Annotated in this window: 16 protein-coding genes, 2 tRNA genes and 1 pseudogene; 16 read left to right on the top strand and 3 right to left on the bottom strand. The window is 59.9% G+C overall.

All coding sequences use genetic code 11. The features are described 5' to 3' along the window. Nucleotides 1–2: 2 nt before the first annotated feature. The 6 genes and pseudogenes from ACWF6P_RS18680 (at nt 3) to ACWF6P_RS18655 (ending at nt 2,404) form a co-directional block, all read left to right on the top strand. Entirely contained in the window at nt 3–344 is a 342-nt protein-coding gene (locus ACWF6P_RS18680) for a DUF6221 family protein (protein ID WP_452621997.1), read from the top strand. Further along, nucleotides 341–580, top strand: coding sequence for a hypothetical protein (locus ACWF6P_RS18675; protein WP_452621996.1), 240 nt, complete (start codon nt 341–343; stop codon nt 578–580). The genes ACWF6P_RS18680 and ACWF6P_RS18675 overlap by 4 nt, the downstream gene beginning before the upstream one ends. A 168-nt stretch (nt 581–748) precedes the next feature. After that, nucleotides 749–1,318: a hypothetical protein gene (locus ACWF6P_RS18670; RefSeq protein ID WP_452621995.1), complete on the top strand. Its 570-nt coding sequence runs from the start codon at nt 749–751 to the stop codon at nt 1,316–1,318. Nucleotides 1,319–1,886: 568 nt separating this feature from the next. Continuing rightward, nucleotides 1,887–1,971: pseudogene (locus tag ACWF6P_RS18665) on the top strand. A gap of 67 nt (nt 1,972–2,038) precedes the next feature. Then, nucleotides 2,039–2,111: transfer RNA gene (locus ACWF6P_RS18660), tRNA-Asn, on the top strand. Nucleotides 2,112–2,330: 219 nt separating this feature from the next. Continuing rightward, nucleotides 2,331–2,404: transfer RNA gene (locus ACWF6P_RS18655), tRNA-Ile, on the top strand. Between the two features lie 67 nt (nt 2,405–2,471). Here the strand turns inward: ACWF6P_RS18655 and ACWF6P_RS18650 are convergent. The 3 genes from ACWF6P_RS18650 to ACWF6P_RS18640 all read right to left on the bottom strand — a co-directional run bounded on the left by ACWF6P_RS18650 (nt 2,472) and on the right by ACWF6P_RS18640 (nt 3,580). After that, entirely contained in the window at nt 2,472–2,858 is a 387-nt protein-coding gene (locus tag ACWF6P_RS18650; RefSeq protein ID WP_452621994.1) for a type II toxin-antitoxin system HicB family antitoxin, read from the bottom strand. Further along, a complete protein-coding gene (locus ACWF6P_RS18645) occupies nt 2,855–3,055 on the bottom strand; it encodes a type II toxin-antitoxin system HicA family toxin (protein WP_452621993.1) in 201 nt (66 codons plus the stop codon). The genes ACWF6P_RS18650 and ACWF6P_RS18645 overlap by 4 nt, the downstream gene beginning before the upstream one ends. A 318-nt stretch (nt 3,056–3,373) precedes the next feature. Next, entirely contained in the window at nt 3,374–3,580 is a 207-nt protein-coding gene (locus ACWF6P_RS18640; RefSeq protein ID WP_452621992.1) for a hypothetical protein, read from the bottom strand. A gap of 153 nt (nt 3,581–3,733) precedes the next feature. Here ACWF6P_RS18640 and ACWF6P_RS18635 point away from each other — a divergent pair, with 153 nt between their 5' ends. The 10 genes from ACWF6P_RS18635 (at nt 3,734) to ACWF6P_RS18590 (ending at nt 12,940) form a co-directional block, all read left to right on the top strand. Continuing rightward, entirely contained in the window at nt 3,734–4,105 is a 372-nt protein-coding gene (locus ACWF6P_RS18635) for a RyR domain-containing protein (RefSeq protein ID WP_452621991.1), read from the top strand. Beyond that, on the top strand, nt 4,102–4,332 hold the full coding sequence (locus tag ACWF6P_RS18630) for a hypothetical protein (protein WP_452621990.1): 231 nt from the start codon (nt 4,102–4,104) through the stop codon (nt 4,330–4,332). Before ACWF6P_RS18635 ends, ACWF6P_RS18630 begins: the two co-directional genes overlap by 4 nt. Before the next feature lie 574 nt (nt 4,333–4,906). After that, complete coding sequence (locus ACWF6P_RS18625; protein ID WP_376134763.1) at nt 4,907–5,077, top strand: hypothetical protein; 171 nt, start codon at nt 4,907–4,909, stop codon at nt 5,075–5,077. A gap of 7 nt (nt 5,078–5,084) precedes the next feature. Then, nucleotides 5,085–5,633, top strand: coding sequence for a cutinase family protein (locus ACWF6P_RS18620; protein ID WP_452621989.1), 549 nt, complete (start codon nt 5,085–5,087; stop codon nt 5,631–5,633). A 127-nt stretch (nt 5,634–5,760) separates the two neighbouring features. Beyond that, nucleotides 5,761–6,330, top strand: coding sequence for a helix-turn-helix domain-containing protein (locus tag ACWF6P_RS18615; RefSeq protein ID WP_452621988.1), 570 nt, complete (start codon nt 5,761–5,763; stop codon nt 6,328–6,330). Continuing rightward, the gene (locus ACWF6P_RS18610; RefSeq protein WP_452621987.1) at nt 6,323–7,597 is read left to right on the top strand and encodes a PBSX family phage terminase large subunit; all 1,275 of its coding nucleotides are present in this window, start codon (nt 6,323–6,325) and stop codon (nt 7,595–7,597) included. The genes ACWF6P_RS18615 and ACWF6P_RS18610 overlap by 8 nt, the downstream gene beginning before the upstream one ends. 16 nt (nt 7,598–7,613) lie before the next feature. After that, nucleotides 7,614–9,257, top strand: a complete 1,644-nt coding sequence (locus ACWF6P_RS18605) for a phage portal protein (RefSeq protein WP_452621986.1) — start codon at nt 7,614–7,616, stop codon at nt 9,255–9,257. Nucleotides 9,258–9,435: 178 nt separating this feature from the next. Then, nucleotides 9,436–11,418: a phage minor capsid protein gene (locus ACWF6P_RS18600; protein ID WP_452621985.1), complete on the top strand. Its 1,983-nt coding sequence runs from the start codon at nt 9,436–9,438 to the stop codon at nt 11,416–11,418. Nucleotides 11,419–11,741: 323 nt separating this feature from the next. Continuing rightward, on the top strand, nt 11,742–12,686 hold the full coding sequence (locus tag ACWF6P_RS18595; RefSeq protein WP_452621984.1) for a hypothetical protein: 945 nt from the start codon (nt 11,742–11,744) through the stop codon (nt 12,684–12,686). A gap of 8 nt (nt 12,687–12,694) precedes the next feature. Next, the gene (locus tag ACWF6P_RS18590) at nt 12,695–12,940 is read left to right on the top strand and encodes a hypothetical protein (RefSeq protein WP_452621983.1); all 246 of its coding nucleotides are present in this window, start codon (nt 12,695–12,697) and stop codon (nt 12,938–12,940) included. Nucleotides 12,941–13,256 lie beyond the last annotated feature (316 nt).

The following is a 13,256-nucleotide window of genomic DNA, read 5'->3' as shown; positions in this document are numbered from 1 at the left end:
TCATGACTATCACCGTGGCGGATTTCGTGAACGCCAGACTCGACGAAGACGAGGACGCCGCGAACAGGGCGGTCTCGCTGCCATGGGTATACGCCGACGATTTGATCGTCGTCGACAGTGTTGATGACAGCGCATGGCTTGACCATGACGCGGAGGCACACATTCTTCATTTCAGCCCTGCACGCGGCCTCCTTGAGGTCGCCGCGAAACGGGCGATTATCAGACAGGCTGCTGAGATGGTCGACTGCGACACGGCTTGGCCGGAAGACGCGGAATGGGCCTTGCGTGCCCTCGCGACGGTTTGGTCCGATCATCCCGACTTCAACAAGGAATGGGAACTGTGACCGAGGTGTATGCGCCGTGGACTGATGAGCAGGTCGCGAACTTGAATGAATATCAGCAGCGCGGCATGTTCCACCCTTTCACCTGTAGGTGTCCTCACCCTGGCCGTGTGCTTGTTGCTGAGCGCGACGGCTGGAAATGCCCAAACGGCAAGTGCGACCACAAGCAGACATGGGCTTCGGCCGCGATGGCAGATGGCTCAATCAATCAGATTCGATATCCGTGGGAGAACAAGTGAGCGATCTGGTGTTCTGGCAGAAGCCAGGCGAAAACTATGTGCGCGTAGGGGAATTGATTCCGAGCACTTGGACTCGTGAGGTGGAGGGCGGTCGACGCGTGCGGGATTTGAAGCGTCATGGACGCAAAGAGACGGTATCCGTGTGGTCGCTCCGGGATGTGGTGCCTCGTGACTGACGATGACCGCCAGGCCGTGGTCGAGTTGATTCGCGAGTCTCCGTTGCAGCTGTTGGAGATTCAGCAGCATGTTGCGCCGACTCACCAGCGTGGCGCGGAAGATGGCTCCAGCCATGCGAAGCCGTCGTCTCGTCCACCACTCGCGATCGACCCGATCGACGCGATCCAGGCAGAAACGCAGCAGATCATTTACTGGTCGCAGGTTTACGGGTTCGGGTATCGCGGCACGGTCGGGCAGCGTATCGAGTTCCTGAAGCATGCCGATATCCCCGGCTGGGACATCGACAACATCCTCGAACGGTGGATGCCTATACGCAACACCAACCGCAAACTGTGGCCCACGGGGTATGAGCGGACATGGATTTCAGAAGTCGAAGCGATGGCCTGGGTAGGCAAAGGGTTGCGGACGTTGCAGCTCTGGCGCGCAGCGTATCCCGTGATCTCGAAGTCCAGCGACGGTGAAAACATGTACCACATCGGGAAGTTGAGCGAAGTGCAGAAGGCGATGGCGTTGGCGGCGTCGGAGCGGACTCGCAAGGCGAATGCGCAGGTCGCAGCGTAATTTCGTTTCGCTTTGTAGAGTTGTTCTTATGTGATTGATTGCAGCGAAACACTCCAAAGCTCGCCCCGCTTCCCGGTTCTGGCCACCGGTTGAGGCGGGGCGTTTCACTTCCCGGCAGATGAACCTCTAGCCATTGTCGGGTCCAGTTTGCGCGGCTGGGGTATCAAACCGGCCACTGACCCCCGACAGTGAGTTTACGAAATTTCGGGGGCACAACAACTTAGGGGAGTCATGGCGTCGGGTAAGTCCACCATCCAGCAGGCTGTCATGACCTGTCCTGCGTGTGCGGTCGAGATTCACGCAACGCTGTCTACGGACATCACCATGGATCCGGTCAACGTGAAGCCTGGCGTCGGGCAGATGCCAGGCACTGCGACGGTTCTGGTGACCGGCGTGCGTGTTTCTCATGACTGCATCCCGAAGACGAAGCGGTCTAGCGAATCCCAAACCTGGGCATCGTACGGACGATAAAACTTGGCAGTGGCCCTTCGGGTGAAACTGCCACGCGGGGTGCATTTCCACGGATCGGCGGTCCGCCCCGGCCCGGGCATGCCACGAACTGCCCGCTTCCCCTGTAGCTCAGTGGTATCCAGGCCGAGCACGCACCGCGGACATGTAAAGCGAAGACGCCGGTTCAAACCCGGCCAGGGGAACGATCCACGGCAAACGTCTGTGACACCTGACGGTGACGGTCCGCGACTCGGCGCGTAATCCGAGCATTGAGATATAGCTCAGTTGGCAGAGCGCGCGGTTGTTAACCGCTTGGTCCCTGGTTCGAGTCCAGGTATCTCAGCAAAGCATCGGTTTAGCGGCCGGTGCTGGTGGTGACAGAGTGTGCGTCTACGGACACGGGACGCAATGTGCATGATGGGTGGGCAAGCCCTCTAGGCCCAGGGTAGAAAGCGTAGCCGCTGAAATCCACTGCGTAGCTGCAACATCATGGCACCAGGGAGCTAACACATACTGACGTATTCCAGTCCTGGTCGGAGGCTAGTAACCTCCCCACCGTTTCGCCGTTGTAGCTCAGATGGTTAGAGCGCAGCCCTGATAAGGCTGAGGTCGCAGGTTCGACTCCTGCTGGCGGCACAATGTTCGGCCCGCCCCAACACGATTGGGAGCGGGCCGGATCTCGACTTTGCCTAAGTCCTGCGTTTCAGTGCTGAACGAGTTGGTGAGCACGCTGAAACGACACCTTCAGAAGGTCCCCAATGTCACGCACCGAAACACCTTCATCCGACAGTTCCTGCGCGAGTCGCTTCGATTCTTTGAGCGCTTCTGCCTCGTGGAATGCTGCCTCATTTTTGTGATGCTGAATCTGGCCGGCCTTCTCTGCGATATGGCGTGCTCTGCCAATGTCATTGATGTGGAGGTCAACGGCTACGTCGTCGACAGCTTGCCCTGTGTGAAGTGCGATGACTTCGCGGGCCATGAGTTCGGCCTCGCCTATGCGGCGGGCTTGCGTGACTGCGCCGAAGTCGGGGAACTCGATGAGCCACCACCGGCCCTCTCGGGTGACGGTGGCGGTGTAGGTGTTGGTCATTTGGTTGCCTCCTTGATTGCTTTGAGGATGTTTCGGTAGACGCCGGGGGAGATGGTGCGGTGTCCGTCTGGCACGGATACCTGGTGCTTCCCGTTTGCGGTGATCCACATTGTGTGGCTGCCTACCGTGCGGGCCGGGGCGAAGCCTGCTGCCTTCAGTTCCTTGGTGACCTTGCGGGTGGGCTGCTCTGCGATCATGACTTTAGTCTAGCCAAGTAGACGTTTTCAAGTCAAGCGGACTAGACAAAAATGGAGAGTCAATTGGCACCCATGCTCGGGAAGATCGGACTCCGTCCGTTCGTGTTTGGTGTCGGCACTGGACGCGTAACGAAATGCCTCGGCTGCCCAGTCGAAGACTGCGGTTACCAGAAGCCGAAGAAGACTTGGCGTCAACGCGAGAAGCGTGTGACCCAACGATGGTTGGACGAGTACGAGTCCCGATTCGACTACGTCGGCTGCCCTAACGACGGACTAGCCTGCACCTGCATCAAACAGCCTGAAGAGTGCCAATACCGTTCAGCCAGCTAGCGGCCACTGCGCTTCGACTTCGAACAGCCCGCGTTCAGCGATTACTCCGTGAACCCGTTCGATGTCGTATTCGAGTGCGGCCACGTAGAGCGGATCCGCGAACGGGGACGATCGCACGAGATCCACATATTCGGAACACAATGCGCAGTACAAGTCTGCGAGCTCGTCATTGGCCATGCCCTGTAGTGCGTTCATGGCTTGACCTCCAATGTGCGCGCGCAATCGCTGCTGCCCAACGGTCCGCGTGACTGCTCGACACCAACAGTTACTGGCCAGTTTATGACGCGCGCCCGGTGAAAACAATCCTCCAAACGGTGGACAATGCCACCCCCCAACCAAAGGATCCCTTTGCAGCCCTCAGGTCGTCAGTTCAGCCACGTCGATATCGCCCGCGTCTGCCACGAGGCGAACCGCGCGATACAGCAGATCCAGCAGGACCCCGGCATCGCCGTATCGCCGCCGTGGGATGAGCTGGACGAGCACACTTCCGCAAGCGCGATCGACGGCGTCGCGGGTGTTCTCGGTGGCAATACCCCCGAGGCGTCCCATGAGAACTGGTCAGCCTTCAAGCGCGCTGATGGTTGGGTTTACGGGCCGCTGAAAGATGCTGACGCCAAGACCCATCCGTGCCTCGTGCCGTACGCCGAACTGCCGGCGGAGCAGAAGGCCAAGGACGCCCTGTTCGGCGCCATCGTCAACGCACTCGGCGGTGCAGCATGAAGCCCTCAGTTGGTCGGATCGTTCACTACCAGTCGTACGGAACCCCGGGCGGTGAATACCTGCCGGAACCACGCGCGGCGATCATCACCAAGGTCGGCGGACAGTTCCTCGACGACGACACCGTTGGCCTCTGCATCCTGAACCCCACCGGCCAATTCTTCAACACGGCTGTGCGGTACGCCGACGAGCCAACGCCAGGCCACTGGAATTGGCCGCCGCGTGTTTGAGTGGCTGCTCATCGTGATCGCACTCATCCGACGATGGGTGGTCTAGTCCCTGGTGGACACCCAAATCCCAATTGCGAACACGGTCCCCATAGAAATAAAGAGCATGCCGAATCGTAGGCCTGCCTCGAATGATGGGCGCCCAATGGCCCACATTACGACTTGATAGATCCCGAAGATTGCCATCCCGCCAGCCATTGCCGCGCTCGTGATGCGGACTATCAACTGATAGCGGCGATCTTCGGACGGAGCGCGCACCTTATCTTCCACATACGCGGTGTATCTAGCCTCCAGGGATCGCTGAAAGATCTCGGTAGCCTCCGCCTCGGGGAACTTCGCCAGTAGTTCTGCGTCGGCCATTAGATGTGCACGTCGGTCTCTCGATTCGAGGCGACGAAACAGCAGAGCTGCAGCTCCCGCGATGAACGGTCCAATCATGAGTGCGCACGCCGCAACTATCCACGGCATCTGTTGCCACCAATTCATGCAGAAAGTTTGCCCTACAAGGCATCCAAATTCGCGTGAAGCCCCGTATCGGTCTAAATGCACCCAATCCCGCATCTACCCAGGAGTGAACGTGGCTGACGCCCGCAAGACCACCGCCGAGAAGCTCATCGCATTCCGCAAGGAACTGGACGCGGAAGGTGTGTTCCGGCCCGAGCACATCGAGCACCTGGTGAACAAGGCAGCCGAAAGCCTCCTGACGGTGGGCTACGACGGCGCATATTCTCTTCTCGTCGTGAAGTAGGCCAGCCATGCGCGGTCTTATTGTGGCCGCGCTTGTCGCGGTGATGCTTTCGTTCGGTGGTGTCGCTCAGGCCCGCAACGTGATCGTGGTCGACGGCACCACCAACAGCGGCGCAGTACTGCTCGCCCCGGACATCCAACCCGGCGACACCGTCACCTACGTCCGCTACCCGGCAACAGTGTTGTGGCCCAGCTACAACCGATCAGTCGAAGCAGGCAAGCAGGCGTTGCGTGAGGCCATAGCCGACGCACCCGAAGGCGCTGTCGTCGTTGGATACTCACAGGGCGCGAGGATCGTGGGGGATGTCCTCGCCGAACCGGAAACCGTTGGCGTCACCGGTGTCCTGTACTCCGACCCACGCCAGGCCGGCGCCGGAATTGAAACGCAACTCCCGTTCAACCTCCCCGGCGCAACCATGACCGGCGAACGAGATCCTTTCGTCGTTCCCGTCGAAACGCACTGCATCCCAACCGATGGCGTTTGCGACTGGAACAACCGCGACCCACTCAGATCCATCATCGGCTACCTGAAACACCACCAGACCTACTTCCCGTAGGCCACACACTTCCCTCCCCACTCCCGCACACACCACACACGCTGGCGGTTGAAGTCGGGAGGGAACCAGCTTTCCCCAACCGGGGATCACGACGCCAGGAGCGTCGATCACCCGCAAGGGGCACCACATGGCAATCAGCGAACAACGCCGTGAACGCATGGCACAAGCACTCAAACTGCGCGCCGACAACTGGACCTACCAACGGATCGCAGACCACCTCGGTATCAGCCGAACCCAAGCCTTCGAAGACGTAGACGAAGCGCTCAAAGAGATCACCACCGAACCCGCCGCGCACACACTCAAATTCGAACTCGACCGACTCGACGAAATGCAACGACCACTCAACGAAGTGATCCGAGCAGTCGACGTCATCCGAGAATTCGAAGCCGAAACACTCCGCGTCGCATCGCTGGAGATGGCGGAACCTGACCACAAAAAGGATCAGGCACAAGTCGAACGCGACTACGACCGCGAACTTGAAACCACCATCAAACGCACCGACGCAGCCCTCGAACGACTCTTCCGCGCCGTCGACCGATCCCTGAAAATCCAGGACCGACGCGCCAAATACTTGGGCCTCGACAACGCACCCGCACCCGACAACAGCGGCGAAGCACGCGAAGACCTCAAAGCCCTGCACAACGCGATCCTCACCGCAGCAGAGCAATTCGGAGTCACACAGGACACCGATGAGTGACCCCAAGCCCGGAATGAGCCTCAAACAGATCACCTCATACGCCCAAGCAACAGGGCGCGTGAACATCTTCGAAGGGTCCATCCGCGCCGGCAAAACATTCTCGTGGCTCCTGCTACTGCTCTTCAAGATCGCGGCTGCTGGCAAGCACGGCGCAATCGTCATTGTCGGCAAGAACCGGGATTCGATCTACCGCAACGTCTTCGAACCGATCGAGACGATCGCAGCATTCGCGCCATTCGCGAAACACGTCCACTACCGACAAGGGTCACCGACCGCCCGGATCTTCGGGAAATCTGTCCACGTTATCGGCGCAAACGATGCGAAGGCAGAGAACAAGATCCGCGGCATGACCATCCAGCTCGCATTCCTGGACGAGGTCACCGTCCTGCACGTCGACTTCTTCAAACAGTTGCTCGGCCGCATGTCCGTCAAGGGCGCACAGTTGTTCGGGACTACGAACCCTGACAACCCGAACCACTGGCTGAAGAAGGAATACCTCGACCGCATCGGCAAAGTCGACGACGAGGGCGAGCAGCTGCTTCCGGGATGGAAGCGGTTCCACTTCACCATCGACGACAACCGGTCGCTGGAAGAGGACTACAAGGCGTCGATGCGACGCGAGTACGTCGGATTGTGGTTCAAGCGGTTCATTCTCGGCCTGTGGGTCAGCGCTGACGGCGCGATCTACGACATGTACGACGAAGACCAACACGTCATCCCGCACGACCAGTTGCCGCAAATGCAGAGGCTCGTTGCGATTGGCATCGACGTGGGAGCGAACCACCCCACCGCCGGAACCGTCATCGGACTCGGCTACGACAACCGCCTGTACGTCGTTGCAGAGTGGGCGCCCGGAATCTCCACGGACTCGAAGCTCGCGGACTCCCTCGACGAGTTCCTCCCGCAAGTTCAAGAGACCTACGGATCGATCCTCGAAGGCGTCTACGTCGACCCCGCAGCACTGTCCATGAAACTGGAACTCGGGGAACGCGGCTACACCGTCTACAACGCATCGAACAAGGTGCTCCCCGGAATCCGCACAGTCTCATCGCTCCTCGCGAACGGCCGACTGAAAATCTCCGACCGCTGCACGAACCTGATCGACGAGATACCCGGCTACGTCTGGGACCAAGCGGCAGCCGACGCCGGCGAAGACAAACCCGTCAAAGAGAACGACGACTTCTGCGACACCCTCCGCTACGCGCTGCAGTCCAGTCGATTCATCTGGCAGCACTACATGCAGGACCCCATCCGCGAAAACACCTAACCACCAAGGAGTCCGAGTGAGCCTGCCTGACTCCAACACCACCTGGCCACCCAAACCTTTCGATGACCTGATCGCCTCCATCGCTGAACAGCAGGTGTGGTGGGAAGGAATCCCGGAAGGCCTCGCCAACTATTACGGGCAAGGACAGGCACGCCGGAAGTCCGCTGGGTTCGACCTCGGCGGCATTGGTGTCAAGGTGTTTTGGGGAAAGAAGGACACGCAGCAGCACGTCACGTCGCGGCTGCATCTTCCGATCCCCGCGGACATTTGTGCGACCTCGGCGAACCTGTTGTTCGCGGATGGGCCGAAGTTCCTGATCCCGGAACTCACGTCGACACCGGAAGCGACAGACGGGAATCCTGAACCGGAGCCCGTCGTCGACCCGGTGAAGCAGGCCGCGCAGGAACGCGTCGACCGGATCCTGAACACTCCGAACATGCATTCTGCGTTCCTCGTCGCCGCCGAAACATGCGCAGCGTTGGGCGGTGTGTGGCCACGCATCGTGTGGGATCCCGAGTTGACGAAGAACGCGTTCATCGACTTCGTGGACCCCGACCGTGCGATCCCCGAATTCAAATGGGGCCGCCTGCAAGCGGTCACGTTCTGGTCAGAGCTCCCATCCACGGACAAAGCCGTGTGGCGTCACCTCGAACGGTACGAGGCCGGCAAGATTTGGCACGGCCTCTACGAGGGCACCGACGATCACCTCGGCCGCGCCATGGCGCTCGACGATCACCCGGCGACGAAGAACATCAAACTCGGCGCATTCGGATTCATCGCAACCGGATCCAAGTCGATTGCCGCCGGCTACATCCCGAACCAGCTCCCGAACCCGGCATGGCGACTCGTCCCGGCGTTGCGGCACCTTGGCCGCTCGGACATCTCCGACGACCTCCTCGGCCTGTTCGACCAGATCGATGAGGCGTACTCATCGTTGATGCGGGACCTCAGGTTGGGTCGCGCGCGGGCGTTCGTGTCGGAGAACTTCACGAAGGTCGGCAAGGCAGGACAGGGCGCGTCGGTCGACAATGACCGCGAGCTGTACCAGATTCTCGCGAACGCTCCCGGCAAGGACGGTACGTCGGCTGGGTTCTTCGAAGTGAAGCAGTTCGCGATTCGAGTCGACGAACATCTGCGGACGATCGATGCTTTGACACGTGAAGTTCTGCGCCGTGTGGGTTATTCGCCGTTGACGTTCGGTTTGTCGGAGGGCAATTCGGCGGCGACCGCCACCGAAATCACAGCGAAGACAACAGCATCGAACACCACCCGGACAGCGAAGCATCGACTCTGGGGTAACACCCTGACGCGTTTGTCTCGGACGCTGCTGGAGATCGACGCCGTGCAATTCAAGACCGGCGTGACGGTCGATGAGGATCTGCAGATTCAGTGGCCCCCGGTCCGCGAATCCGCCTACAACCGCTCATTGACTGCAAAGGCATTGCGTGAAGCGAAAGCCGCCTCAACGGAAACGATTGTTGCTCTGGTGAACCCGGACTGGGATTCGGAAGCCGTCCAGACTGAGACTGAACGCATCCTGAATGAGGACCGCATGACGTTCGCAGATCCGTTCGGGATGCCACCCGACCAGAATCCGAACGACACGACCGATCCAGACGAGTCGGGTGGCGCGGAGATCGAGTCGGACGACGAGGAGTAGCCGGTGTCAACTCTTGATCCGGTTTTCGCGGCGCGGTTGGCGGAGGCTATCGGCCAGATTTACGCCGATGCTGAAGTGACCCTGATGAAGTTGATTGCGGATCGGGTTGCGAAGGGTTTGGATGCCCCGAATTGGGCTGAGCGGCAACTGATCGAGGTACAGCTCCTTCGTTTCGGATGTGCGACGTCATGTTGCATCGTTGGATGCGGTGTCTGCTTGGGAGATCGAATCCGCGGTCGGTCGCGCACATTCTCGTGGCGCTGTGGTCGGTCAGGCTGAGGTCGCTGCGGTTCGCGCGCAGCCGATCACATTCAGCGCAGCTGGCGTGATTGATACTCGTGCGGTGTCGGCGTTGGCGTACGAGACGATCAATGCGTCGCGTTCGGCGCAGTCGTACATGTTGCGGTCGACGGATGATGCGTACCGCAGGGTGATCGCTGAAGTATCTGGCCGTGTGATCACGGGCGTTTCGACAAGGCAGCAGGCAGCGCAGCAGGCATTGAACAATCTCGCCAGGCAGGGCATCACAGGTTTCGTAGATGCCCGTAACCGTCAGTGGTCAGCGTCCTCGTATGTCGAGATGGCGCTGCGAACTTCGACGCACCGCGCGATGATGCAAGGCCATGCTGAACGACTGCAGTCGGCTGGCTTCGATCTGGTGCTGATTTCGTCGCACCCGAATCCGGCGCCGATGTGCCAACCGTACGAAGGAAAAGTGTTGTCACTGTCCGGGAATACGTCCGGCACCGTGCAGATGAACAACGCACTCGACGGTTCCCCGATGTCAGTGGAGGTGTATTCGTCGATCGCCGAAGCTCGGATGAACGGATTTGAGCACCCGAACTGCTTCCCAGCCGACACGATGGTCACCTCACCCAGCGGCCTTAAGGCGGTTGATAAGCGGTGGTACGAAGGCGATATGGTCGTCATCCGTACGGCCAGCGGCAATGAACTCACCAGTACCCCAAATCACCCGATACTGACCCCTGAAGGCTGGGTTGGCGCGGGAAGTTTGAAGGTAGGCCAGAGCGTCTTCCGCAACAGCGTTGATGTTGAGGGGTCGGGAGTTGATACTCCAGACCATGAGGACGTTCCAGCCCCGATCTCCGAGGTCTTTGATTCGTTTCGGGGTTCGGTCGAAGTGACTTCCGTAAGCGTGCCATCCTCCGCCGAACAGTTCCACGGCGACGGGGAAGGTTCCGATGTCGAGATTGTATTTGCCGACCGCTTGTTGAGTTATGGTGTTGACGCCCAGAGCATTCAATCGGGCGGCGACGGCGAACTCTTCGTCGGTTCCCATCGACTTCGTCCGCTCTTTCCCCTTGGCTCGGGCCTCAAGATCAGTGATGTCTCGGACCTTCCCCTGGACGGCTTCATGAGCGGCAGCGACTTGCCGATCACGTTGCTCGGCAGTCATCTTCGCCCACTTGAGAGTTTCGGACTCGGATCGGGTTCGCTTTTCGATGTCACTGAACCTGGTGAGTCCGGCGCTGATGTTCGCTTGGGAGATCCCGAAGTGGAGTCCGATTTGGGCCTGAGTCATTCCGGCGCTGTACATTTCGGCGGCTTCGGAGACCCACTTGGGGCCAGGGTTGTTGGCACGTCTGACGAGACCTGCGTCCTTGGCGGATCTCGTGACGTTAGCGGTTTTGAGTCTGTTGTAGATGAGGGTCTGGCTTACGCCGAAACTGTTCGCGAGGTCTGCGACGGCCTCGCCGGACTGGTAACGGAAGATGAGATTGTCGATATCGATCGACGTGTTTTTGCGGGTCATGTTTACAACCTTGAATCCGGGGATGGTTGGTACACAGCGGATTCCGTAATTGTACACAACTGTCGACATACCCACACGCTGCTGGTTCCGGGTGCTTCACAGCCGGCGGTGGCTCCGTATGACCCTCAGGGGTATAAGGATTCGCAGAGGCAACGCTATTTGGAGCGGGGTGTTCGTCGGGCTCGTGAGCATCAGGCAGTGCAATTGACGGCTGCGGATAAGAAAGCTGCTCGCGCTCGTGTGAAGACGTGGCAGGACCGCGCGAAGGAGCATTCGGAGCGGACGGGTATTCCTCGCCATTTGGATCGTGAACGTGTCCGTGTTGGTGATCCCAGTTTGGCGGACGCCCCCCAGTTGGTTGGCGCTCGTATCGCCGGAGTGGAGTAGTTGTGACTGTTTTTGTTGAGCCGTTGGGTGATATTGCGGGTTTGGCTGATGGTCGTGAGGTTGTTTTCGAGATCGGTGTTGTGCGTGAGAATCATGCTGGCACTGGGATGGTCACGCCTCGTCGGGTGTCTGTTCGGCCAGTGAACGGTGTGTTGACGACTCCGAGTTTGGATCCGGGTCCGGCGCGGGTGTGTATCGCTTTCGAGTGGTTCGACATCACGATTCCGGATGCGTCCGTGTCGCAGCGTTTGTGGCCTGTGATTAAGGATTCGGTTCCGTATGAGCCGCCGGTTGTTTCGTTGGTGAAGCAGTACCGCGATGAGATGGTGTCAACGAAGGAGGCTGTCGAAACCTCATTGGAGCACTACGGCGGTGTCATCACTGGTCTGACGGATCGTGCAGAGGATGCTGCGGAACGCGCTGAGGCCGCAGCGGATCGTGCCGAAGGCGCTGAGGGCGGGGGCGGTGGCGGCACAATTCCGAACGGTTCGGTTACGAAGCCGAAACTGTCGCAGGGTGTTCAGGCTTCGCTGGACAAGGCTGACAGTGCCGTTCAGGGTGATGACTCGCGGCTCATCGACGCTCGTACGCCGACAGCGCACTCGCACACCATCGCAGGCGTTGACGGCCTAGCTGACGCACTGACTGGCAAGGCTTCAAGTTCACATTCGCACACGATCGCGGGTGTCGAGTACCTCTCAGACGCCCTCGATGCGAAAGCGCCGAAGAATAATCCGACTTTCACCGGCACGGTCACAACCCCCGCTGTGAAGGTGACGACAGGTGCAGGCACGGGGAAAGTCTTCACCTCCGATGGTGATGGTGTCGGATCCTGGCAGGCAGCCGCAGGTGGAGGCTCCGCTCAAGGCGTGGTGGTGACCGGACTGAGTGCGGGTGCGCCGCCAAGCGGCCCGACAGCGTCCGGCAACGAGATCGTTGCGATCGGGCATGCCGCGTCGGCAACAAACTATGCGGCCACAGCGGTCGGATCGTCGACTGTGGCGAGCGGGCAGGTCAGTACTGCGGTCGGTACAGGCGCGAAAGCAACCCACGTGAATTCGACCGCAGTCGGCATGTATGCGACAACAACCGCAAATGATCAGGTCATGCTCGGACGAACGACCCAGACAGTAGTCGCGCCGAACAAATTCCAGATCGGCTCCGGCACAACGATGGTCACGCTCTCTACCCGTCTGACCGCAGGCAAAGCGGAACTCATTGCCACACTGCCGTCCGGCAAGATCATCTCACTCGGAATCGACACCTAGGAATCCTCATGCCGCTCACCCTGACCATCACCATCCCCGACGAGCACGCGCCGAGAGCGTTGCGGACCGCGTGCCGATCTACCGGTCATCTCCCCGAGACGTGCCCGAATCCGCAGGACTGCATCGGAGATTTCGTCACCCGGCGCACAGCCGAAGAGATTAGCCGCGACGAACGACAAAAAGCAGAGGAAGCCGCAGCAGCCGCAGCCGTACCCCTCGACACCAGCGAATGGACAGTCGAATTGGGCGGGTAGCGATAAAAGTGGTCCCCAACCCTCGGGGGGAGAATTGGGGACCGGCGACAACGGTACCGGACAGTCGTCTTCGACTTACGGGATATTGCGCAGTGGGGCCGAGCTGGTCTTCCCTTACCCTCCCGACCCCACGTAACCGACGCTACCACTAGTCGAACGTGTGTGCGAAAATAGTGCACGTGTCCACCGAAACCGCACCAACCCAGTGCCCAAACGGACACCCCCTCGCACCAAACACATGCCTCGTCGGCTGGGAAGTCTGCGGATGCCCCAACACCCACAACGGCGGACACCGCACCCACTACTGCCGACAATG

The sequence above is a fragment of the Rhodococcus sp. NPDC055024 genome, from assembly GCF_053608585.1.
Note: the sequence above shows the minus strand (reverse complement) of the source record. Positions and strands in the feature narration are given on the sequence as shown.

Excerpts from the sequence above, each read along its gene's own strand:
- ACWF6P_RS18640 (WP_452621992.1), bottom strand. The coding sequence starts at position 3,580 with ATGAACGCACTACAGGGCATGGCCAATGACGAGCTCGCAGACTTGTAC.
- ACWF6P_RS18595 (WP_452621984.1), top strand. The coding sequence starts at position 11,742 with ATGGTGTCAACGAAGGAGGCTGTCGAAACCTCATTGGAGCACTACGGC.
- ACWF6P_RS18620 (WP_452621989.1), top strand. The coding sequence starts at position 5,085 with ATGCGCGGTCTTATTGTGGCCGCGCTTGTCGCGGTGATGCTTTCGTTC.
- ACWF6P_RS18590 (WP_452621983.1), top strand. The coding sequence starts at position 12,695 with ATGCCGCTCACCCTGACCATCACCATCCCCGACGAGCACGCGCCGAGA.
- ACWF6P_RS18650 (WP_452621994.1), bottom strand. The coding sequence starts at position 2,858 with ATGACCAACACCTACACCGCCACCGTCACCCGAGAGGGCCGGTGGTGG.
- ACWF6P_RS18610 (WP_452621987.1), top strand. The coding sequence starts at position 6,323 with ATGAGTGACCCCAAGCCCGGAATGAGCCTCAAACAGATCACCTCATAC.
- ACWF6P_RS18645 (WP_452621993.1), bottom strand. The coding sequence starts at position 3,055 with ATGATCGCAGAGCAGCCCACCCGCAAGGTCACCAAGGAACTGAAGGCA.
- ACWF6P_RS18615 (WP_452621988.1), top strand. The coding sequence starts at position 5,761 with ATGGCAATCAGCGAACAACGCCGTGAACGCATGGCACAAGCACTCAAA.
- ACWF6P_RS18630 (WP_452621990.1), top strand. The coding sequence starts at position 4,102 with ATGAAGCCCTCAGTTGGTCGGATCGTTCACTACCAGTCGTACGGAACC.
- ACWF6P_RS18680 (WP_452621997.1), top strand. The coding sequence starts at position 3 with ATGACTATCACCGTGGCGGATTTCGTGAACGCCAGACTCGACGAAGAC.